This is a genomic window from Enterococcus sp. E5-37, assembly GCF_035726925.1.
In the GTDB taxonomy this organism is placed as follows: domain Bacteria; phylum Bacillota; class Bacilli; order Lactobacillales; family Enterococcaceae; genus Enterococcus_B; species Enterococcus_B faecium.
This window is the reverse complement of sequence record NZ_JAPMLG010000017.1, coordinates 18,783-38,648: the sequence shown is the minus strand read 5'-3', so window position 1 is coordinate 38,648 and position 19,866 is coordinate 18,783. Positions and strand designations below refer to the sequence as shown.

General features: G+C 36.3%; 32 protein-coding genes and 1 pseudogene. 28 read left to right on the top strand and 5 right to left on the bottom strand.

Features of this window, described 5'->3' with window-relative positions:
• From OS138_RS11810 to OS138_RS11795, 4 genes are all read right to left on the bottom strand, one after another.
• On the bottom strand, nt 1-661 hold a 661-nt coding region (locus OS138_RS11810), incomplete at its 3' end, for an Ltp family lipoprotein (protein ID WP_231415523.1).
• Between the two features lie 73 nt (nt 662-734).
• Nucleotides 735-1,799: a type I restriction endonuclease gene (locus OS138_RS11805; RefSeq protein ID WP_002324030.1), complete on the bottom strand. Its 1,065-nt coding sequence runs from the start codon at nt 1,797-1,799 to the stop codon at nt 735-737.
• 57 nt (nt 1,800-1,856) lie between these two features.
• Nucleotides 1,857-2,285 (bottom strand): ImmA/IrrE family metallo-endopeptidase, encoded by a 429-nt coding sequence (locus OS138_RS11800; RefSeq protein WP_325070165.1) that lies wholly within the window; start codon nt 2,283-2,285, stop codon nt 1,857-1,859.
• Nucleotides 2,286-2,290: 5 nt separating this feature from the next.
• Nucleotides 2,291-2,665, bottom strand: a complete 375-nt coding sequence (locus OS138_RS11795; RefSeq protein ID WP_002324032.1) for a helix-turn-helix domain-containing protein — start codon at nt 2,663-2,665, stop codon at nt 2,291-2,293.
• A 155-nt stretch (nt 2,666-2,820) separates the two neighbouring features.
• Between OS138_RS11795 and OS138_RS11790 the strand changes: the two genes are divergently transcribed.
• From OS138_RS11790 to OS138_RS11725, 14 genes are all read left to right on the top strand, one after another.
• Nucleotides 2,821-3,015 carry a helix-turn-helix transcriptional regulator gene (locus tag OS138_RS11790; protein WP_123827989.1) on the top strand — a complete coding sequence of 65 codons (195 nt, stop codon included), beginning with the start codon at nt 2,821-2,823 and terminating at the stop codon, nt 3,013-3,015.
• Between the two features lie 44 nt (nt 3,016-3,059).
• Entirely contained in the window at nt 3,060-3,212 is a 153-nt protein-coding gene (locus OS138_RS11785) for a hypothetical protein (protein WP_002324034.1), read from the top strand.
• A 63-nt stretch (nt 3,213-3,275) separates the two neighbouring features.
• A complete protein-coding gene (locus OS138_RS11780; protein ID WP_002319161.1) occupies nt 3,276-3,821 on the top strand; it encodes a hypothetical protein in 546 nt (181 codons plus the stop codon).
• Entirely contained in the window at nt 3,818-4,105 is a 288-nt protein-coding gene (locus OS138_RS11775) for a hypothetical protein (RefSeq protein WP_002309082.1), read from the top strand. The genes OS138_RS11780 and OS138_RS11775 overlap by 4 nt, the downstream gene beginning before the upstream one ends.
• A gap of 318 nt (nt 4,106-4,423) precedes the next feature.
• The gene (locus OS138_RS11770) at nt 4,424-5,365 is read left to right on the top strand and encodes a YqaJ viral recombinase family nuclease (protein ID WP_325070164.1); all 942 of its coding nucleotides are present in this window, start codon (nt 4,424-4,426) and stop codon (nt 5,363-5,365) included.
• Between the two features lie 93 nt (nt 5,366-5,458).
• Nucleotides 5,459-6,349 carry a recombinase RecT gene (locus tag OS138_RS11765; protein ID WP_113836646.1) on the top strand — a complete coding sequence of 297 codons (891 nt, stop codon included), beginning with the start codon at nt 5,459-5,461 and terminating at the stop codon, nt 6,347-6,349.
• Nucleotides 6,350-6,397: 48 nt separating this feature from the next.
• On the top strand, nt 6,398-7,288 hold the full coding sequence (locus tag OS138_RS11760; protein ID WP_325070163.1) for a DnaD domain-containing protein: 891 nt from the start codon (nt 6,398-6,400) through the stop codon (nt 7,286-7,288).
• The gene (locus OS138_RS11755) at nt 7,281-7,640 is read left to right on the top strand and encodes a DUF1064 domain-containing protein (protein ID WP_098189001.1); all 360 of its coding nucleotides are present in this window, start codon (nt 7,281-7,283) and stop codon (nt 7,638-7,640) included. The genes OS138_RS11760 and OS138_RS11755 overlap by 8 nt, the downstream gene beginning before the upstream one ends.
• A gap of 14 nt (nt 7,641-7,654) precedes the next feature.
• A complete protein-coding gene (locus OS138_RS11750; RefSeq protein ID WP_325070162.1) occupies nt 7,655-7,816 on the top strand; it encodes an antitoxin in 162 nt (53 codons plus the stop codon).
• Between the two features lie 2 nt (nt 7,817-7,818).
• Nucleotides 7,819-8,118 carry a hypothetical protein gene (locus tag OS138_RS11745; RefSeq protein ID WP_325070161.1) on the top strand — a complete coding sequence of 100 codons (300 nt, stop codon included), beginning with the start codon at nt 7,819-7,821 and terminating at the stop codon, nt 8,116-8,118.
• Nucleotides 8,118-8,417 carry a hypothetical protein gene (locus tag OS138_RS11740; protein WP_024636636.1) on the top strand — a complete coding sequence of 100 codons (300 nt, stop codon included), beginning with the start codon at nt 8,118-8,120 and terminating at the stop codon, nt 8,415-8,417. Before OS138_RS11745 ends, OS138_RS11740 begins: the two co-directional genes overlap by 1 nt.
• A gap of 21 nt (nt 8,418-8,438) precedes the next feature.
• Nucleotides 8,439-8,666, top strand: a complete 228-nt coding sequence (locus tag OS138_RS11735; protein WP_325070160.1) for a helix-turn-helix transcriptional regulator — start codon at nt 8,439-8,441, stop codon at nt 8,664-8,666.
• Between the two features lie 146 nt (nt 8,667-8,812).
• A complete protein-coding gene (locus OS138_RS11730) occupies nt 8,813-8,992 on the top strand; it encodes an XtrA/YqaO family protein (RefSeq protein WP_081156593.1) in 180 nt (59 codons plus the stop codon).
• 99 nt (nt 8,993-9,091) lie between these two features.
• The gene (locus OS138_RS11725; protein WP_325070159.1) at nt 9,092-9,679 is read left to right on the top strand and encodes a positive control factor; all 588 of its coding nucleotides are present in this window, start codon (nt 9,092-9,094) and stop codon (nt 9,677-9,679) included.
• Between the two features lie 230 nt (nt 9,680-9,909).
• Here the strand turns inward: OS138_RS11725 and OS138_RS11720 are convergent, their stop codons facing one another.
• Nucleotides 9,910-10,479: a hypothetical protein gene (locus OS138_RS11720; protein ID WP_325070158.1), complete on the bottom strand. Its 570-nt coding sequence runs from the start codon at nt 10,477-10,479 to the stop codon at nt 9,910-9,912.
• A gap of 70 nt (nt 10,480-10,549) precedes the next feature.
• Between OS138_RS11720 and OS138_RS11715 the strand changes: the two genes are divergently transcribed.
• From OS138_RS11715 to OS138_RS11650, 14 genes and pseudogenes are all read left to right on the top strand, one after another.
• Nucleotides 10,550-10,774, top strand: a complete 225-nt coding sequence (locus OS138_RS11715; protein ID WP_325070157.1) for a hypothetical protein — start codon at nt 10,550-10,552, stop codon at nt 10,772-10,774.
• A gap of 42 nt (nt 10,775-10,816) precedes the next feature.
• Nucleotides 10,817-11,527 (top strand): phage terminase small subunit, encoded by a 711-nt coding sequence (gene terS, locus OS138_RS11710; RefSeq protein WP_325070156.1) that lies wholly within the window; start codon nt 10,817-10,819, stop codon nt 11,525-11,527.
• Nucleotides 11,493-12,818, top strand: a complete 1,326-nt coding sequence (locus OS138_RS11705; protein WP_325070155.1) for a PBSX family phage terminase large subunit — start codon at nt 11,493-11,495, stop codon at nt 12,816-12,818. The genes terS and OS138_RS11705 overlap by 35 nt, the downstream gene beginning before the upstream one ends.
• Nucleotides 12,812-14,326, top strand: a pseudogene (locus OS138_RS11700) (phage portal protein); the annotation flags it as partial. The gene OS138_RS11705 and the pseudogene OS138_RS11700, both read left to right, overlap by 7 nt.
• A gap of 296 nt (nt 14,327-14,622) precedes the next feature.
• On the top strand, nt 14,623-15,759 hold the full coding sequence (locus tag OS138_RS11695) for a phage minor capsid protein (RefSeq protein ID WP_148238217.1): 1,137 nt from the start codon (nt 14,623-14,625) through the stop codon (nt 15,757-15,759).
• Between the two features lie 110 nt (nt 15,760-15,869).
• Nucleotides 15,870-16,445, top strand: coding sequence for a phage scaffolding protein (locus OS138_RS11690; RefSeq protein WP_169061875.1), 576 nt, complete (start codon nt 15,870-15,872; stop codon nt 16,443-16,445).
• An 18-nt stretch (nt 16,446-16,463) separates the two neighbouring features.
• On the top strand, nt 16,464-17,336 hold the full coding sequence (locus OS138_RS11685) for a hypothetical protein (protein WP_104889090.1): 873 nt from the start codon (nt 16,464-16,466) through the stop codon (nt 17,334-17,336).
• Nucleotides 17,337-17,353: 17 nt separating this feature from the next.
• A complete protein-coding gene (locus tag OS138_RS11680; RefSeq protein ID WP_002314912.1) occupies nt 17,354-17,599 on the top strand; it encodes an Ig-like domain-containing protein in 246 nt (81 codons plus the stop codon).
• A 37-nt stretch (nt 17,600-17,636) separates the two neighbouring features.
• Complete coding sequence (locus OS138_RS11675) at nt 17,637-18,032, top strand: hypothetical protein (RefSeq protein ID WP_002300152.1); 396 nt, start codon at nt 17,637-17,639, stop codon at nt 18,030-18,032.
• Complete coding sequence (locus OS138_RS11670; RefSeq protein WP_016629361.1) at nt 18,029-18,376, top strand: putative minor capsid protein; 348 nt, start codon at nt 18,029-18,031, stop codon at nt 18,374-18,376. The genes OS138_RS11675 and OS138_RS11670 overlap by 4 nt, the downstream gene beginning before the upstream one ends.
• Entirely contained in the window at nt 18,376-18,711 is a 336-nt protein-coding gene (locus tag OS138_RS11665; RefSeq protein ID WP_104889089.1) for a minor capsid protein, read from the top strand. The genes OS138_RS11670 and OS138_RS11665 overlap by 1 nt, the downstream gene beginning before the upstream one ends.
• Entirely contained in the window at nt 18,711-19,103 is a 393-nt protein-coding gene (locus tag OS138_RS11660) for a phage tail terminator protein (protein WP_016629363.1), read from the top strand. The genes OS138_RS11665 and OS138_RS11660 overlap by 1 nt, the downstream gene beginning before the upstream one ends.
• A 12-nt stretch (nt 19,104-19,115) precedes the next feature.
• Nucleotides 19,116-19,583, top strand: a complete 468-nt coding sequence (locus OS138_RS11655) for a phage tail tube protein (RefSeq protein WP_325070154.1) — start codon at nt 19,116-19,118, stop codon at nt 19,581-19,583.
• 20 nt (nt 19,584-19,603) lie between these two features.
• The gene (locus OS138_RS11650) at nt 19,604-19,840 is read left to right on the top strand and encodes an Ig-like domain-containing protein (protein ID WP_205700050.1); all 237 of its coding nucleotides are present in this window, start codon (nt 19,604-19,606) and stop codon (nt 19,838-19,840) included.
• Nucleotides 19,841-19,866 lie beyond the last annotated feature (26 nt).

Genomic DNA, 19,866 nt, shown 5'->3' with positions numbered 1-19,866 from the left:
TATATTTTTCATATACCAATTGGTCATAAAGACCATCTTTAGAAAAAGCAGAATAATCTAAATAGTCTTTAGCAGCTTGAAGTGCATTCTCGTTCCAATCAGCGTTAATATTATCAATAGCATATTGAGCTGCATCAGCGGGGTACTTTTCATATATCAATTGATCATAAAGTCCCTGCTGAGAAAAAGCAGAATAATCTAAATAGTCTTTAGCAGCTTGAAGTGCATTTGAAGACTCAAGCGATACATCGTTAGAAGTTGATGGTTCCACTGATGAATCAGAAGAAATGGATGGATTGCTACTTTCTTCTAATGTAACTGATGAATCAGAAGAAATGGATGGATTGCTACTTTCTTCTAATGTAACTGATGAATCAGAAGAAATGGATGGATTGCTACTTTCTTCTAATGTAACTGATGTAGAAGTTGATGAGTATTGTGATTCGCTTAAACTAGAATATTCAGTATCGGAGATATTTTCCGATGTGGATGACTCGGTTTGGCTTTTAACAGTATTATCATCTCCACCACTTAATGCACCACCAACGATGAATACAACCAGAACCACAAGAATCCAAAACCAAACTCTTTTATAAAAAGGCTTTTTCTCCTTCATTACGTAAGTTTTTCCATCTTCCCCTGTAACTTTTTTCTTCCCCATTTTTTCCTCCAAAAATTAAATGATTTACTCCCACTTAATGGCAGGTAGTGATAGTCGCCAAAAATTAAATTTTTTATAAAAATTTATTTACAACATCAATAATTTGGCTTGAATAGTTATAGATATCTATTGGTTCGTTTAATTCATAAACTGTATGATTTTCATCATTCAGCTCAATTTTCATTCCGTTTGTATTAAATCGGACACGTAAAATCCATTTTCTTATATTATCATCTAACAAAATATTGAAATAACTTCTATTGTCACGATAGAATAATCGATCCAAAGGAATCTTATCTTTTAAGACTACTTTACAAATAGTATAAGCTTCTAATTCTTCAGGGGTCGTAACAATTTCACTATCTGTTTCATCTGTAGTATTAGATTCTGATTTAGTTTCATTGTCCTCAACAGTAACGGATGTCTTTAAAGCAGCACTCAGTTTATCATTTACTCTTTCAGCAATAAATTGGTTTAGCCCTTTTTTTATAATAGGTTTAAATTTTTCAACGGTTTGTTTAGTTTTCATACCATCATAAATTTCAGTAAGTAAATATTTTACGAAATCTTCAGTTGGATCATTGAGTTCAGAAGAAAGATAATTTTTTAATGAATTTAAATATTTAAGCTCAGCTGCAGAGCTCGTAATTTTGTCTACATCAAAATTATCTTTGTGAAATTTAGCTAATTCTGGGATTTGGCTGTCTTTAATTTTAGTAATATTAACAGTCAAAAATGGAGTAAGATCCATTTTATTTGGTTCATCTAAATCAGTAAAAAATTTATACTCTTCTCCGTTAGTTAGTATTCCAAATTTCGATACCGTAGTGCCAAAATATCTGAATAATTGAGAATCATGTTTTGTTAGTTGCTCATTAATTGATTTTGCTTCTATAAGTATTGTTGGCTTACCTTCAAGAACAATCGCATAATCAACTTTTTCTCCTTTTTTAATTCCAACATCTGCAGTAAATTCTGGAACGAATTCGGTAGGGTTGAATAAATCATAGCCTAATGCTGCAAAAAAGGGCATAATCAGAGAAGTTTTAGTAGCTTCTTCTGTTCCGATACTATCTTTTAATTCAACGACTCGTTTTCCTAATTGTTTTAATGTATCTTGAAATTTTTCTAACTCCATAGTTTTCCTCCGGGATTTTTTTCACTCCCACTTAGGGCAGGAAGTAGTAGCCGCCAATTAAATTAAAAATCTATACATACTTTCAGGAAGCCCATACAAATTTGTTAATTCCTCAACTTTTCTAGGGTATTGATCGTTGTCTTCTTTATAAAGAGAAACAATGAGATTAGCAGCAAAGCAATTAGCTTCGCTTTCTGATTTGCTTCTAGAATTTCTTGTAGAGACGTAATAACTTGATAATCCTTTGTGGAAAATGGCATGACCAAGCTCATGGGCGCAAATATAAAAACGCTCTTCTGATTCTTTCAATTCGTGGCTTAAGAGAATGACGGATCTCCCTAATAACTCTTGAAATTGTCCTTTCGGGTTATTCATAAATGGCACGTACTTAATTTGAATGCTCATTTGTTCACAAATGATAAAAGGATTAGTAGAATTATATTTCTGCTTTAATTTACCAGCTAGATTTATTACGTCTCTCTCCATAAAAATCACTTCTCTTTGTTTTTATCTTCTTTTCTAAATTCCCAGAACAAACCAGTTAAAATATCTTTAACACGCTGTCTCTCTTCATCTGTTAAAGTTTCACCGCCATAAGCCATATCTACGTTTGAATCAAGTATTTTATCGAGTTCAATCAAATCATCTTTATCTGCCCAATCCGGAGTTTGATTTCGACCTAATAAATAATCAGTTGTGACATTAAAATAATCAGCAAGTGCTGTTAGGGTTTCTCTGTCGGGGCTTCGTTCCCCACGTTCATAACCAGAAATTGAAACTTTAGATACATGGATAATATCACCTAATTGTTGTTGGGTTAATTTCTTACTTTTTCTTAATTCTTTTAATCTGGTTCCAAAGTCCATGTTAACACCTCGTTTCTATTATGATTTTATCGTTAACAAACGGTTAACACAAGGAATACAAAAAAAGTTAACTAATTGTGTAATTTTTTATTGACAATTAACAAATAGTTAATTAAAATATAGTTAACTTGAAGTTAACAAAAGGAGGAACTTAAATGGTGCTAAAAAATCTAGAAAAAATTAGAAAGGAAAACGGCAAAACTTTTCAAGATGTAGCTGATAAAGCTGGTCTAACTAAAGAATTTTACTGGATGATCGAGAAAGGAAAAAGAAAACTTTCCTATGAAAATGCAGTCAAAATCGCTATGGTGTTTAATAAAGAACCAGATGATATTTTTTTAGAGATATAGTTAACTAAAACGGAACTAAACTAAATGATGAGGAGATGATTCTAATGACACGACAAGAAAAAATAAACATCGTACTTGATGTTAGACCTAGACTAGTTCACATCATCAAGTGTGCTACAGATGATCAACTTGATCGTTTAGTTGAAGAAGTTCAAAAAGAGCTTGAACGTGAACTAGACGAAGCAGCTTTCGTTTGATTCTTTAAATTAATAGTATAAAAAAATTGCTCGTATTGATATACGGGCGAATAAGAATATGAGGTGTTTAAACTGTTAAAAAAATCAAGTGTTATTCGAGAATCGTTAGTCGAAGTAATTAATAAGAGTGGTGAGACCAAAAAGGAAATAGCAAGACAAATCAACGTCTCTCAACAGTCATTAAGCGATTGGACAACATTGCTTAATACGAAGCCCGTGACGTTGGAAAATGCTCAGGCGTTAACGGATCATTTTAGAGATTCAGATTTCACTCTTCAAGTGATTCATGAGTTCTTTGGTTTATTTAAATCAATAGATGGTGATGTTTATAGAAGAGATCCATCTTCATTAGACAAGTTGCAAATGATTGAATCAGATGAGCGGAAACAGAAGAAGCAAGAAGTAGAAAAAATTCTTCTTAAACAAGTAAATTACTTAACTGTTGATGATCGTCAACAAATCATTGCATATGCTTATGAATTTTTAGACGAGATCATGGTTGAAGTCACACTAATAAGTGCATTATGCGAAATACTTGGAATCGATATTCGCAAGCTTAGTGAGGAACGGCTGTCGTACTGGGTAGTACAAGGATATATGAAAGGATGATGGAAATGGAAACATTGGAAAATATTTTTCCAAAAAAAGTTGTCTTGAAGCGCAACAATAAAAGAAACATTGAAAAATTAACATACTCAGTTACTGAAGCGGCATTAGCTATAACAACAAATCCTCAAAATGTTAAAGATTTGATTGAGATGGGATACATCGGTTTTTTGAAACTCGGTGAAATTAGAATTCCTAAAACTGAAGTCGCTCGATTTTTAGAGAATCATATGAATGAAGATCTTGCTAGCGAAATTGCTAAATATAGAGAGGAGAGAAAGAAATGAAAACTGTATTTAAAATGACTGTCAAGAGCGCTTTGCTTATGAGTCTAGTAGCAATCGTACTAGCTAGCATTAATGTTAGATTTGCATTGATAGTTTGGGGAGGGGTATTTTCAGCAACGTGCACAAGAGAAAGTTTCAAAGTGCCGACACCAAAAAGACCGACCAGCGACGGCAATCGCTAATCGGCAACATATCAAAATAACTTAACTGTATTTTAGCACGAAAGGAAGGTTAAAACAATGAATGATTTTGGACAAGCACTGGATCAATATTTAACGACTCCTGTATGGGGCAACCCACATCAAGAGGAGGAAGACGATGAGTAAGTCTACTTTAGAAATGAGCCATCAAGAATGGCTTGAGGACCGTAAAAAAGGTATTGGCGGCTCTGATGTTGGAACGATTTTAGGGTTGAACAAATGGAAATCTCCTTATCAACTATGGCTAGAAAAAACAGGACAAGTAGTACTTGAAGAATCAGGAAGTGAGCCCGCTTATTGGGGTAATGTTTTAGAAGAAGTGGTTGCTAAAGAGTTTCAGGAACGTACAGGCAAAAAAGTACGCAGAAGAAACCAAGTATTTGAACATCCATTACATCCATTTTTAAGAGCAAATATTGATCGTGACGTAGTAGGGGAAAACGCCATTCTTGAATGCAAAACAGCTAACCAATTTCTTGGTAAAGAGTGGGAAGGAGAAGAAGTCCCGCTTAGCTATCTCTGCCAGGTTCAACATTATATGAATGTTTTGAACAAAGATTATTGTTATATCGCTGTGTTGATTGGCGGACAAAGATTCATTTGGAAGCGAATTGCGAGAGATCAAGAATTAATCGATACAATTACAGAACGCTTGGTTGAATTTTGGGAAACAAATGTAGTTGAAGGTATCGAGCCTGTAATTGACGGAAGTGAAGCGACTGCTGACTTCTTAAAAGAAAAATATGCAGATGTAGAAGAAAATCAAACAGCTCTACCATCACGTTTTGATGAACTTATCGAGCAAAAAAGAGAACTCAAGCGGACGAAAAAAGAAATTGAGTCAGCTATCCGTCAAGTAGACAACGAGATTATCAGCGAGCTAGGAAAACGTGAGGCAAGTATCGGCATTACACAAAGGAACATCATCAGTTGGAAACTTGTTAGTACTAAACGCATGAACACGAAGAAATTAGCAGAGAAATATCCAGATATCGCAAGTGATGAAGAAATCTATAGCATTACTGAATCTAGAAGATTGACAGAAAAGGAGATTAAATAATGGAAAGATGTACCCGCTGTGGAAGCGAATTTAGAGAAACAACCTGGAGTTATTGTACGATTTGTGGATTACCACTGAAGGAGGAAAAGAACAATGGCAACAAATGAATCGTTAAAAAACCAATTGGCAGAAAAGCCACAGAAACAAGTTGCACCAGGACAGTTAGGGCTTAAAGCTCTAATGAATACACCAACAATGAGAAAGAAATTTGAAGAAGTACTTCATGACAATGCTAATGCTTTTATGTCGAATGTTATGACTCTTGTATCTAATGACAGTTATCTTGCAGATAGTGAACCAATGTCTATCATGAGTGGTGCGTTAACTGCTGCAACATTAAATCTTGGGCTAGATAAGAATTTAGGTTATGCATATTTAGTTCCATTCAATAGTAAAAACAAGCAAACAGGAAAATGGGAAAAGAAAGCTCAATTTATGCTTGGCTATAAAGGATATATCCAATTAGCCCAACGATCAGGTAAATACAAAGCATTAAATGTGATTGAAGTTTACGAAGGAGAACTAAAAAGCTGGAACCGACTGACAGAAGAGTTTGAGTTTGATCCAAGTGGTAGAACGTCTGATGAAGTTATTGGATATGTTGGCTATTTCGAGTTACTGAATGGATTCAAAAAAACTGTCTATTGGACCAAACAAGAAATCGAAGCTCATCGGATTGCTAACAATAAAGATCGCGATAAGACAAAGTTAAGTGGTGTGTGGGCATCTGATTACAATGCAATGGCACGAAAAACTGTTTTGAGAAATCTTCTTTCTAAATGGGGAATCTTGTCCATCGAAATGCAAGAAGCCACCACATCGGATGAGAGAGTCCAAAGAGTTCAAGAAGATGGCAGCATTATTGCTGAAACAGAAGTTGAGGAAGATATTCCTGAAAGAAAAGAAGCAGAGGTTATTTCTGAAGAAAACGAAGATGTACAAACTGGATTATTTGATGCATCTAATCCGCCGTTAAACAAATAATGAGGGAGTTTTCTCCCTCAAATTACTAGAACGAAAGGAGGGACTCAATTGGATTATATCGGACAGCTTAATGCTTTCGACAATTGGCTTGAATATAACGAGCTTGGCGCTGGTCCCCAATTGCTTTGGTACAAGCTTATGGCTATAGCAAACAGAAGTGGATGGCAGAGCGAATTATCGATTGCCAATACAAGGCTACAAGCAATGACTAAAACGTCTGAAAAAACATTGATTAATAATCGAAACCAATTGATCCAAAATGGACTCCTTCAATATAAAAAGAGAGGTCGTACAAAAGCTGGAGTTTATATTCTTTCTGATCTAACTGGAAATTTTACAGTAAAAACTACAGTAGATAATACGGTAGAAAATCCCACTACTGGAAATATTCCAGTAGATAGTAAAGTAAATCCGAAAGTAAATAGGGAAGTAAATCCTTCAGTAGATTCTACAGTAAATCCTTCAGCTTATATAAACAATACAAAACAAAACAAGACAAATAAAGAAGATGATATAGGCGTGTATGAGTTCATCCAAAAAAACTGTGGGAAAGCACCTACTGGACTTTTGCAAGGAGCATTAGGACCGATGATTAAAGCTTGGGGAGCAGATATGATTCTCTTTGCTTTTAAATTAGCTTTCGAAAACAACGTTGAGATGCCAGGATTGAAAAAATACGTTGAAGCGATATTAAATTCATGGAGTAATCAAGGAATTAAGACAATGGAATCAGCAGAAAAAGCCCAAGAAGCTTTTAAAAACAAGAAAAAACAAAACTATCTTCCTAAACGTCAAAACAATGTACGGCGTGAAAAGTTGCCTGATTGGGTCAACAAACCTCAAGAAGAAAAGGCACTAGATCCCGATAAAAAAGCAGAATTAGAAGCTCGCTTTGCTGCTTATCAGGCTAAGAAGGAGGCGCTTCTTGAGAATGAATAAATATCGTAATCGAAAAACTATCCATCGAGGTATCAAGTTCGATTCTATCGCAGAAGCAGAGTACTACGATCTAGCTTTGTGGCAAGCGGAAGCGAACAGCTGGAAAGTAAAACTTCAGGAAAGATTTGAGCTGATGCCGAAATTTGAACTAGAAGGAAAGAAGTATCGCAAGATCGAGTATATTCCTGACTTCACATTTTATAAAAACGGCAAACTTGTCAAAGTCGTAGATGTCAAAGGAATGCAGACAAAAGACTTTAAGATCAAGGCAAAGTTGTTTTGTCATAAATATCAAGTTCCGTTGATTTTAGCTAAAAAATATCGGAATACGTTCAAGGAAGAGCGTTTTTAACGAGGTGGTCCATCATGACAACAGAAGAAGTGATTCAAATGCGTATTCGAAGCCTTCAGCGTGAGATTGACGATCTGGAACGAACAAAGGCAGTGATGGTCAATGAAACGGCGAGTAAGGCAATCGATTTGCACATAGAGAATTTAAGAAGGGAAATTCGTAGATTGGAGGGGTAAGTGTGGATAAGAAAATAGCAATGAAACGAATTGCTGAATTAACCAAGTCAGAATCTTGGCAGGAAGACAAAGAAATAGTTGCAGAAGTCCAAAAGCTCGGTAAATCAATGTGGACTGAAAAACCCAAACGGAAAACGCCGAGAAAAATTGCAATCTGGCATGGTGACCGAATTCTAGTAACAGGTACCGCTGAACAGTTATCTGAAATTACTGGTCTGAGCAAAAACACCATCTGGGATAGAGCTAGTAGCTTATGGATTGATTCAAAAGGACGACAATTTAGGTATGTGGAGGAGAAATAATGAAACTAAAAGACGGATTTTACGCTAGTAGTCACGGCATCGGCGGTTTGATGCTAGATATGCCGACAAAGAATCCTAAAAAACGTAAGAAACCAAAATTCAAAGTCGGTGACATGGTTCGCTGCGAAGCAGAAGGATTCATCTATCCATTTCGTGGATATGTAGAGCATCTCTATAATCACTCAGCAATCATTCGTATTGAAAACACGATGGAATGCGATAAATGGACAGCTAAAAGCAAAGAGAATTTAGCAGTGGTGAGATTGGTGGATATGGAGATTATAAAAACAGAATTATAAGTTATATAAGGAGAAATCAATATGAATGACAAATTTATCAATAAAAATGACTTAGACTCATTGTTAGTTGGATATGTGCCTAAACGCTATCTGACTCAAAAAGAAGCAGTTCATTACACGGGGACATCTGCAGGAACGATCAATGAGTGGGTAAAAAAAGGATTGAAAGTAATCATATTCGGTGAAAACAGCCGTCCAAAATATGACATCAAAGATATCGATGGGTTTATTGCTAAATATAAAGTATGAAGAATTATTGAAGTAGCTAATAGAGAATTCCTTATCAGCATAATATTGTTAATAAACATAAACAGCAAGCCATTATTAGCTCGCTGCTCGTGACAAATATGATTTGCCCCTGCCAAGGTAAGTCTATTATATCACAGGAGGCAGCTATGGAGCTAAAGGTAATTGAATTAAGCGACATTGAAAAAATGCAAGGAGAACATTGTTTAATCATTATTTCAAACGGTCAAATGAAAAGTGTCGAGCTTCCTTCGTTTGGAACAACAGTTATAGAGTCTCATTGCAATAAAGTTAAGCAAGTTAAAGAAGAAGTAAAACAACTATTTTAAATATTATCCTACCAGAAAACTGGCGGATACAAGTTAACGAGAATTTTCTTGTTGATTTGTGTCCGCCTTTTTATTTGCGAAATTGAGGAGGCTATCTATATGAATGAGTTGATTCAAGAATACAAAACTGACTTGAATATATTGAAAAAACAGCATCAAAAAATTTTAAATAAACGATATCGCGTGCCTGTTAACGAAAATGGGAGAGTGATACATAAATTAATAGATGATCGCACTCCTCAAGACATCGCAGACCAAAAAGTGATAGCAGAAGCAATATCAACAACAGAATATGCTTTATTTTGGCTAGAAACAGGGAGAGAAAAACCATTTGACGATGAACAAGCTAAGAAGATACCAAAACATAGGAGAGCCGTTAAAGTGGCAGATATCGATGTTATGAGTTATCAAGTTTACTTGCAAGAAATAGAAAAACCAGCTGAAGGGACGGTTTCCCCAAAGAAAAAAGAAATGTTGCTCCAAGTGACGGAGATAGAATCTTTATTGTCTAATAAAGAACTGACATTATTCCATCTGATCAATAAAGATCTATGCACTTATGGAGAAGCTGCTGAAAAAATGGACTTAGCTGTCGGAACAGTGAAATCTATGTCTCAGAGGATAAAAAATAAAATCGATAATTATTTTGAATATGGACACCAAATCAACCTTTTTGAGATTAGCTAAAATTTGTAAACCATTCCCACCTATAAGTGAAGGCAATTATTAGATGAGACACTCACAAATTAATTCATTCTTTTATTCCGAATAATTGTTCTTCAAAAATAAAACATGCATCGTTTTCGATGCTTCTTCTTTAACGATAGTCAGCGATAATCAATATAAAAAATGATGTGTACACAATTTTAGCAATACGTCTTTATATATTGATTGCCGCTGATTATTAATATATATTATTACATATTTTTTTTAGCATAAGTATGGGCAATATTATTTAAATCTAAATTCAAATTTTCCAAAGCTTTAACAGTTGAATATTTATTATTGGATTTATTCCCACTGCTTGAGTAGAAGGTACTATCCAATCGGTTGAAATCTAATATAAACGTTTCATGTACACTTTTTCCATAAACCGTATATGTTGAAGAAATTTGAACATTTTCTTTCCCGAAATCTGCTTCATCGATTAAACCATTTGTTATTACTTGCCCGGGATAGATTGTTGTGCCTTTTAAACTATTTAAAAATTTTTGATCTAATTCATGAAGCTTACCATCAAATTTAATATCCAAAATTTTTGTTTCTGTATTTCCATAGTTTTTTACTACAATATATTTTCCATAAAATCCGGAGGTTGTATGGTTAGCATATATAACTAGTTTTGGTGCATTCGTTTCTTTTAAAATATTTCTATTTTGAATAAGAGATGCCACTGAGATAAAAACAGCAATCAACGAAGCGATAAAACTCACAACTATTGAGGCTATTGAAATCCAATCTGACAAAGTAATTGATGAAAAGTCCATAATAAATTTCACTCCCTATAATTTATATTTTTATTATACTACACATATTTTACATAAAGGAGGCTACATAATGAGAAACTACTGGTATATATCGCTAACAAATAGGTATCCACAACCCAACACAGATGATCCAATCAGAGTGGTTCAGTCAGTCCAGATTAAAAAGAAGTACTCCATCATTGAAATGACCAGAGAAGCTACGCCAAATGAAATTGATAAATGCAAACTTCTTTATTGCGGTCATGGTTTCTATTCAGATAAACACATACAGGAAAATCTTTCAAAGTATGTGTAGATTACAAAACAAATGTTGCAAACAAGCGAGGTGGTGTCACATGTGAAGAAATACGAACTAGCTAAAGATGATTATGAAAAAGGGTTGAAGTATAAAGAAATAGCGGAAAAGTATGGTGTATCCATCAGCACAGTAAAGTCATGGAAATCCCGTTACTGGTCTCGAGAAAAGGTTGCAACCAAGAACGCAAATATTCCGAACAACAAAGGAGCGCCAGAGGACAACAAAAACGCTGTTACCCATGGCCTTTTTGCCAATTGGTTACCTTCTGAAACATTAGAAATTATGAATGAGGTTGCAACCTCTAAACCTGAGGATATATTATGGAATAATATCATGATCCAGTACACGGCTATTATCCGAGCACAGAAAATCATGTATGTTGATTATGAGGGTAGTTTGTCCAAAGAAGTTTCTAAGTGGTCCTCGAGTGATTCTGGAAGTTCAGAAGAATATGCTATTCAATATGCTTGGGACAAGCAAGCTAATTTCATGAATGCACAATCAAGGGCTATGAGCACGCTATCTAGCTTAATTAGACAATTTGTCTCTATAGCTGATGAACATGATGAACGTAGAAAGAAACTAGAATACATGGATGTACAAGTCAATTTAGCAAAAGCACAATTGAAGCAGTTAGATGATGGTTATGATTCGTCAGAAGAACAAACTGTAATTATTGATGACATTCCGTTAGTTGAAAGCGAGGCTGGTTCAAATGGCATTAATGGCCAAGAAACAAACTCAAATTAAGACTACGGACTTGGTTAACCCGCATTTTTATAAAGTATGGCGGGCAAAATGTCCTTATATTTTAATGAAAGGTGGACGTGGATCTTTTAAATCATCTGTTATCAGTTTGAAGTTAGCAACAGAAATGAAGAAGCACACACAAGCTAAGCACAAAGTAAATGTTGTCTGCATGATGAGTCAGCACAAGTATTTAAGAGATGCTGTTTATGAACAAATCAAGTGGGCACTTTCAATGTTAGGCATTTCAAAAGAATATAAGTTTCGTACTTCTCCTTTGAGAATCATTCATAAACGTACTGGCTCTAAGTTCTATTTTTATGGTGTTGATGATCCCTTAAAACTAAAATCAAATGCAATTGGCGATGTCATTGCTTTGTGGTATGAAGAAGCTGCAAACTTTGAAAGTGAGGAAGTATTTAACCAAACGAATGCTACTTTCATTCGTCAACGTTCGCAATGGGTAGATCAAGTACAAGTTTACTATTCATGGAATCCACCCAAGAATCCATATGATTGGGTTAATGAATGGGTAGAGAAATGCATACGCCTAGATGATCATTTAGTGGACCACTCGACTTATAAAGATGATGAGCTAGGTTTTACGGATCCTCAGCAATTAAAGCTGATAGAAACGTATAGAGAAAATGATGAAGATTACTATCGATGGCTTTACTTAGGCGAAGTGATTGGTCTGGGTACGCTCATCTATAACATGGATCATTTCCATCCGCTTGATGAGTTACCAGATGATGATTACATCGTTCAGATTTGCTTTTCAATCGATAGTGGACACCAAATATCAGCGACTACCTGTGGTTGCTACGCTATTACCAAAAAGAAAAATGTCATTTTATTAGATACTTATTATTATTCTCCTGAAGGAAAAGTAAATAAGAAGGCACCTGATGAGCTTTCTAAAGATTTGCATGATTTTATTGAGCGATGTCAATCTAAATACAATAAATATGCCTATAAAATCACGATTGATTCAGCAGAAGGTGCTTTAAAGAATCAATACTATAAAGATTTTGGCATAAGATTTCATGCGGTGGCCAAAGCTAAAAAAGTGGATATGATCGATTATGTACAGAACCTCCTTGCACAAGGCAGGTTTTTTTATTTGGATACAGAAGCAAATCGAATATTTATTAAAGAGCATCGTGATTATCGATGGGATGAAGATACTTTACAATCTGATGATCCAAAAGTTATCAAAGTTGGTGACCATACATGTGACCAGTTCCAATATTTTGTAAAAGATAATCTAAATGATTTAGGACTGAAATGGTAGGTGAAATCATGGGAGTAATTCAAACGATCAAAAATATGTTCAAGAGAGGAGTTGATAGTGTGAATATGAACGTTAATGGAAAAGATATAGCGAAGATCACTGATCACCCAAAAATTGGGATTGATTCGCTAGAGTACGCTCGAATAGCGGAGAACTTCAAATATTATGCTAATTTATTTCCGGATGTCAACTATAAGAGTTCATTTGGCGACAATAAAAAACGAGAATTTAAATCATTGAACGTGACTAAGACTGCTGCGAGACGATTGGCTAGTATCATTTTCAATGAAAAATGTAAAGTTACGCTGAACGATCCCACTGATAAAAAGGATGTTTCTAAAGAGATTAAAGAAGCATCTGAATTTTTGGAACAAACATTATACGACAACAATTTCTATAATTTGTTCGAATTGAATCTTGAAAAAGGAATTGCTTCCGGTGGATTTGCTATGCGTCCTTATATTGATGGAGATAAAATCAAAATCTCTTGGATCAGAGCAGATCAGTTTTATCCTTTGCGTTCTAACACAAATGAAATCAGCGAATGTGCTATTGCTACTAAATCAATTCAAACTGAAGGGGACACGAATTACTACTACACGCTCCTCGAATTTCATGAGTGGCAAGACGAAAAGTATGTTATCAGTAATGAGCTTTACAAATCTGACAACAGTAACGTTGTTGGAAAGCAAGTTCCACTGTCGATTCTATATCCTGACTTAGCTGAAACAGTTACACTAGAAGGCTTGAAGAGACCGCTTTTTGCTTACTTCAGAACGCCTGGAGCTAACAATAAATCGTTAGAGAGCCCATTAGGCGTTGGAATCGTTGATAATGCAAAAGAAATCTTAGATACCATCAATAATACTCATGACCAATTTTCTTGGGAAATACAAATGGGACAAAGACGTGTTGTAGTTCCTGCAGAGTTTCTTAAAACAGATGAAGCCCATCCGCCAATGTTTGATAGTGATCAGAACGTATTCGCTGGTGTATACGGCGCTGAGAATATAGGGGTCAAAGATATTACAACACCTATTCGTACAGTTCAATATAAGGACGCTATCAGCCATCTGATTAAAGAGTTCGAGGTGCAGGTTGGTTTGTCAGTGGGTTCGATGAACTATGCAGATGACGGTATTAAAACGGCCACTGAGATTGTTTCTAACAATTCCATGACTTATCAGACACGTTCAAGTTATTTGACTATGGTTGAAAAAGTTATCAATGAGCTTATTCATTCTATTTTTGAGCTTGCAGGATACGGAGAAATGTTTGAAAGCGAGAAACCGCTATTCTCTATTGAATATGATAGTTATTTAGTAACAGTTAGTTTTGAGGATGGTCTATTTGTCGATCGAAATAAACAATTGGAGAATGATTTGAAAGTTTTTGTCGCAGGCGCAATGCCTAAAGATCAATTCTTGAAGCGTAATTACAATTTATCAGATGAAGAAGTGAAGCTTTGGTTGGGGGATGAACCTGATACTCCTGAGAGAGACAAAACAGTGCCGAATGGTGAAAATGATAGTTTTAAAACATCTGGGGCTTTACTTAATTCCAAGGACGACAACACTATTCAGAAGGTATCTATGAATGGCGCTCAAGTAACAGCGCTTATAAATATTGTTCAGCAAGTAGCGTCTAAGCAATTGCCTAGAGATTCGGCTATATCTCTTATTACAGCATCATTTCCATTTGACGAAGAGAAAGCCAATGAAATTCTCGGTGATGAGAGTTTCGAAATTGAACCGCCCAAAGAGCAGAAGAAAAGCAATAATAATTTGAATGAAGGCGATTAGTCATGATCACACCGGATAAAATGCAGCGTGATGCGGATTCAATCACTAATATTTATTCAGAACTTGAAGATCGTATCTTTAACATAATCATCAAAGCGTTAAAACAATCTCGCTTTGAGAATGTTGAAAAAGAAGACGTTCTACTATGGCAAGCTAAGCAGCTATCTAAAATGGGCGTGCTTAACGAAAATGTTATCGATCTTTTGGCTAGTTACACAGGAGAAACACAAGAAGCAATCGAACAATTAATCAAAGGTAACGGCGTAAAAGTCGTTAATGAAATTGATCGAGAGTTAGAACGAATGGTCCATAAAAGTGTTCCTGTATCTGACGACGTAAACAAAATTCTAGACTCTTTGGTTCGTCAAACGTTCAAAGATTTAAACAACAATGTCAATCAAACGTTAATCACTACGAATTTCAACGAGAATGCTGTAATGCGAGCCTATCAGGCAATTCTTAAACAATCTACCCTAGAATCCATGACGGGTCTTAAAACGCACGAGAAAGCCATTAGAGATAACGTCTACAAAATGGTAGATATGGGGATCAAATCAGGTTTCGTTGATAAAGCTGGACGTGAATGGTCGATGGAAGCTTACTCGAGAACAGTGATTCAATCCACCTCACACAGAACGTTTAACGATCTTCGTTTGAAACGAATGGAGGACTTCGATTGTGTCACTGCATTAATGAGTAGTCATCCATCTGCTAGAAAAGCATGCGCAACGATACAAGGAGATTGGGTATTAGTTGTGCCTAAGAACAAAGCACCTGATGAATTTAAATATTTGCCCTCTATCTATGATCATGGTTATGGCGAGCCAGATGGTACCCAAGGCATTAATTGTAAGCATATCCTTTATCCCGGAAGGCCAGATATTAATACAAACAACCAACCTCAATATGACGCTGACGAAGCGCAAGAAAATGCTGAAATACAACAAAAGCAACGCAAACTTGAGCGTGATATTCGTTACCAGAAGAAGCGAATGAATGCGGCGTTAGAATTGGAAGATCCCGAAACTGTCCAGATGTGCAAACAAGTGATTGCTAACAAACAGAAACAGTTAAGGGAGCTTATCAACGAACATGAGTTCTTAGTTCGTGATTACAGTAGAGAACAAGTACAAAGTTAATAGTTTTAGGCTTAGCAATCGCTAGTCTTTTTATTTTGCCCCGAATACGGCGTTAAACTGTTCAATCCATCGAGGGCGTAGCCTCGTTAAACAACGAAAGGATGAATGAAATGAAACGTGAAGAACTGAAAGAACTTGGCTTAACTGATGAACAGATTGGATCAATTATGGCTTTGCATGGTGTGACTGTGAACGAGTTGAATAGTCGGGTGTCTACCGCGGAACAACAGGCCACTCAATATCAAGAACAGTTAGAGAAAAACCAAAATGAGCTGAATGATTTCAAAGCAAATGCTAAAGGAAACGAAGATCTTACTAAGCAGTTAGAGGATTTACAATCTAGGTTCGATGAAATCAAGACGAGTTCTGAACAACAAATTGCTGATCTTAAAAAATCATCAGCGATTGACTTAGCTCTAACACAAGCCGGGGCTAAAAACATTAAGGCTGCTAAAGCCTTGCTAGACAGCGAATCATTGGAACTGACAGACGAGGGATTAAAAGGATTAGATGAACAACTGGCCGCACTCAAAGAGAGCGACGGTTATTTATTTGGCTCAAATGAACCTGTTCCGCCCAATCCAGAAGGTAAAAAAGCTACTTTCGGGGGCAATCCAAGTTCTGGCCAGAATGTAGAAGAAGATGTGTTCGCTAAAGCATTAGGAGTTTTACCAAACAAAAATTAAATTTGGAGGGAATAAAATATGGCAATTAATTACATTACAAAAGACAATGGGATTTTCGATCAGAAGATCACTCAAGGATTGTTAACGACGATCTTAGGTATTCCACAAGTTGAATTTGTGAACGGTGGTAAATCATTTACATTAACGACTATTTCAACTTCTGGTTTAAAACACCATACACGCAACAAGGGATTCAACAGCGGTACTTATGGAAATGACAAAAAAGTTTACACAATGGGTCAAGATCGAGACGTTGAATTTTACATCGATAAACAAGACGTTGATGAAACGAATCAAGACTTAGCTGTAGCTAAAATTTCAAATGTATTTATCACTGAACACGTTCAACCAGAAATCGATGCTTACCGTTTCTCTACTTTAGCTTTAGGAGCAGGCAAGACTAAGGAAGAAACAATTACTGAAAAGAATGCTTATTCAGCCATTAAAGCTGCAATTTTACCAGCTCGTAAATTTGGACCACAAAATTTAGTAGCGTTTGTATCAACGACCGTAATGGATGCATTAGAACGTTCTTCAGAATTTACTCGTAATATCACTAATCAAAATGTTGGGCAAACGGCACTAGAATCTCGGGTAACTTCTCTTGATGGTGTGTTATTGGTCGAAGTTTGGGACGATACTCGTTTCAAAACTAAGTTCGATTTCACTGATGGCTACGCTGCTGCCGCTGATGCACAAGACATCAATATCTTAGTTGTCGCTAAACAAGCAGTTATCCCCGTGGTTAAAGAAAACACTGTCTTCTTGTTTGCACCGGGCGAACATTCACAAGGTGATGGCTACTTATATCAAAACCGCTTATACCACGACTGCTTTATCAAAGAACAACAAAAAGAAGGTGTATCTGTCTCTTTGGCCCCAAAAGCTTAGCCCCATCCGGCGTAACTTTGAATAAAACAACAGCTACGCTAACGGTGGGAGCAACAGAAACATTGTCTGCTACTGTATCACCAGAAACGGCAACTGATAAATCAGTCAAATTTACCTCTAGCGATGAAACAATTGCAACAGTAACGCCAGTGCAAGGAAAGGTTACTGCTATTAAAGTAGGAGCTACGACGGTCACAGCGACAACCGTAAATGGTAAAACTGCTACGTGTGAAGTCACGGTAACCGCAGCAAGCGAAGGATAGCTACTAAACTATCCTTTTTAATTGAAAGGAGGCAGTTATGAGCTATCTTACGCACGATGAATATTTAAAATCAGGATTCAACAAAGTATCAGTTTCGGAGTTTGATGACTTAGAAAAATGTGCTGCACGTCAGCTTAATCGAGTGACAGGCGATTTTTACATGAGACATTCTTTAGCTGATGACACGTTCAAATATCGAGTGGATAAGTTCAAAATCGCAATGGCTGTCCAAATTGAATATTTGAAGTCAGTTGGAGTTACTTCGTTATCAGACTTACTAAATGCTTCCCCTTCAAGTGTCAGCGTTGGTCGTATGCGTATTGAATCTGGAAGCACGAATGCAGCAACAGTTGGCAGAACGATGGTTGCAACAGAGGCTTATAACGAATTGATTTATACAGGGCTTCTTTACAAAGGAGTTGATTATAGATGATTCCATTAATACCAAAGGAGTACTGCAATCAATCTATTGTGCTGCGTCTAATACAAGGAAAAGACAAATGGCAGAAGCCTATTTTTTCCGATCCAATTACGATTAAAAATATGATCTTTCAACCGCAGACAGTATATAGTGGTACGAATAACAATAGGCAAGTGGTAGCGAATGCTATCGCTTTTTTATTTGGTGGTGTTTCTGATCCAATGCCAACAATCAGTAAGAATAACGTTGGTTCAGAGATTGATTTCGAAGGCGAAACATACACTATCACTACTATCGTTGATAACCGTAACCCTTTCAGCAATGAAGTTTACTCGTACGAGTTGGAGGTGCTGTAATGCTCCATGTTAAGGTTGAAAAAAATGGCGTCGATCGTAAGTTGTCAGTGATGAACATCAATTCAGCACTGTACTATATGACTGCTCAGATGCATCCAGACATGAACCTATATGCGCCAAAACGGCAAGGACGTTTAAGAGACAAATCATTTGTTAACAAGAACCGAATCACATATACCGTTCCTTACGCTAAACCTCAATTTAGAGGGATCGTCAATGGTAGTAGAGTTAAGAATTATACAACGCCAGGGACAAGCCGACGTTGGGACCTCAGAGCAAAAGCTAATCATATGGATAGTTGGCGTAGGGCATTTATCAAAGGAGGAAACTTGTAATGGATTTATGGGAACGATTATCTGACTCGATAGATTCTATTCAAGGCCTTCCAATGCCATGCTCGATGGGATTTCTAAACGGTGAAGATACACTTTGCGTTTATTCTATGCCGGGTAGCCGAACAGTAGAAGAATACTTTGACGGTACGAAAGAGCGTGAAATGCTTTACGAAGTAGGATTTAATACAAAAGATCAAGAAAAAGCCAACAAAACATTATGGCTTATATCAAATCATTTAGACGAGCTTTCAACTCTAGCATCAGAGGATGGGAGTTTCGTCTTTTTAGGTATCGAAATAAGCGAGACACCTTTTGTAAGCGAACAGGACACTCAAGGGAACTCAACTTATTTATTAGGTATCAAAATCACCATTCATCAATTCAAAAATTAGGAGGAAATTTAAATGGCAGAAAATAGTAAAGAATTTTTACTAAACTTTAAAAACAAATTGGAAATCGATACTTCAGGAAGTACAGATTTAGATCAAATCGCATCGGCTAAATTCGCACCATTAGCAGCAGGGATCACAACTATTACTCCAGCTGCAGCGGACACTACAGATGCATCCCCTTACTACGATGGAGAAGGATTCACTGATTCCACTGTAACTGGTAAAAATATCACGTTCCAAGTTGCGGGACACCGTGTATTTGGAGATCCAGCTCAAGATTATGTAGCGTCTAAATTCTTGTCAATCGGAGATGAATTACGCACGTTAGCACAATGGACTGATGCCAAAGGGAATAAGATTCAAGCTGTTGTTACACTGACTTCTATTGTACCGTTTGGCGGTGCAGCCAATGCTAAACAAACCTTCAGCTTCACAATGGCATTCAATGGGAAACCTAAAATGGTGAAAGCGGGGGAGTAATTAGCCCTACCAGTGTAGCGTTGAATAAAACGACGACTTCACTTGTGGTTGGGGCAAACGAAACCTTAACAGCTACCGTTTTACCGGCAGACGCAACAGATAAAACAGTGACATGGAAATCAAGCGATGCAACTATTGCAGGTGTTGATTCAACAGGGAAAGTTTCAGGAGTTAAAGCTGGAACTGCAGATATCACAGTGACTACTAAAGATGGTAGCAAGACTGCTAAATGCACAGTAACCGTTACAGCTGCATAAAAAAAGATTGAGAATGTATAACTAGA

Bases quoted from the DNA above. Each gene is read 5' to 3' on its own strand.
- OS138_RS11790 (WP_123827989.1), top strand. From the start codon at position 2,821: ATGGTGCTAAAAAATCTAGAAAAAATTAGAAAGGAAAACGGCAAAACT.
- OS138_RS11655 (WP_325070154.1), top strand. From the start codon at position 19,116: ATGGCAGAAAATAGTAAAGAATTTTTACTAAACTTTAAAAACAAATTG.
- OS138_RS11800 (WP_325070165.1), bottom strand. From the start codon at position 2,285: ATGGAGAGAGACGTAATAAATCTAGCTGGTAAATTAAAGCAGAAATAT.
- OS138_RS11775 (WP_002309082.1), top strand. From the start codon at position 3,818: ATGATGGAAATGGAAACATTGGAAAATATTTTTCCAAAAAAAGTTGTC.
- OS138_RS11670 (WP_016629361.1), top strand. From the start codon at position 18,029: ATGATTCCATTAATACCAAAGGAGTACTGCAATCAATCTATTGTGCTG.
- OS138_RS11805 (WP_002324030.1), bottom strand. From the start codon at position 1,799: ATGGAGTTAGAAAAATTTCAAGATACATTAAAACAATTAGGAAAACGA.
- OS138_RS11715 (WP_325070157.1), top strand. From the start codon at position 10,550: ATGAGAAACTACTGGTATATATCGCTAACAAATAGGTATCCACAACCC.
- OS138_RS11705 (WP_325070155.1), top strand. From the start codon at position 11,493: ATGGCATTAATGGCCAAGAAACAAACTCAAATTAAGACTACGGACTTG.
- OS138_RS11735 (WP_325070160.1), top strand. From the start codon at position 8,439: ATGAATGACAAATTTATCAATAAAAATGACTTAGACTCATTGTTAGTT.
- OS138_RS11685 (WP_104889090.1), top strand. From the start codon at position 16,464: ATGGCAATTAATTACATTACAAAAGACAATGGGATTTTCGATCAGAAG.
- OS138_RS11660 (WP_016629363.1), top strand. From the start codon at position 18,711: ATGGATTTATGGGAACGATTATCTGACTCGATAGATTCTATTCAAGGC.
- OS138_RS11765 (WP_113836646.1), top strand. From the start codon at position 5,459: ATGGCAACAAATGAATCGTTAAAAAACCAATTGGCAGAAAAGCCACAG.
- OS138_RS11665 (WP_104889089.1), top strand. From the start codon at position 18,376: ATGCTCCATGTTAAGGTTGAAAAAAATGGCGTCGATCGTAAGTTGTCA.
- OS138_RS11730 (WP_081156593.1), top strand. From the start codon at position 8,813: ATGGAGCTAAAGGTAATTGAATTAAGCGACATTGAAAAAATGCAAGGA.
- OS138_RS11725 (WP_325070159.1), top strand. From the start codon at position 9,092: ATGAATGAGTTGATTCAAGAATACAAAACTGACTTGAATATATTGAAA.
- OS138_RS11695 (WP_148238217.1), top strand. From the start codon at position 14,623: ATGATCACACCGGATAAAATGCAGCGTGATGCGGATTCAATCACTAAT.
- OS138_RS11675 (WP_002300152.1), top strand. From the start codon at position 17,637: ATGAGCTATCTTACGCACGATGAATATTTAAAATCAGGATTCAACAAA.
- OS138_RS11720 (WP_325070158.1), bottom strand. From the start codon at position 10,479: ATGGACTTTTCATCAATTACTTTGTCAGATTGGATTTCAATAGCCTCA.
- OS138_RS11770 (WP_325070164.1), top strand. From the start codon at position 4,424: ATGAGTAAGTCTACTTTAGAAATGAGCCATCAAGAATGGCTTGAGGAC.
- OS138_RS11755 (WP_098189001.1), top strand. From the start codon at position 7,281: ATGAATAAATATCGTAATCGAAAAACTATCCATCGAGGTATCAAGTTC.
- OS138_RS11795 (WP_002324032.1), bottom strand. From the start codon at position 2,665: ATGGACTTTGGAACCAGATTAAAAGAATTAAGAAAAAGTAAGAAATTA.
- OS138_RS11785 (WP_002324034.1), top strand. From the start codon at position 3,060: ATGACACGACAAGAAAAAATAAACATCGTACTTGATGTTAGACCTAGA.
- OS138_RS11690 (WP_169061875.1), top strand. From the start codon at position 15,870: ATGAAACGTGAAGAACTGAAAGAACTTGGCTTAACTGATGAACAGATT.
- OS138_RS11750 (WP_325070162.1), top strand. From the start codon at position 7,655: ATGACAACAGAAGAAGTGATTCAAATGCGTATTCGAAGCCTTCAGCGT.
- OS138_RS11740 (WP_024636636.1), top strand. From the start codon at position 8,118: ATGAAACTAAAAGACGGATTTTACGCTAGTAGTCACGGCATCGGCGGT.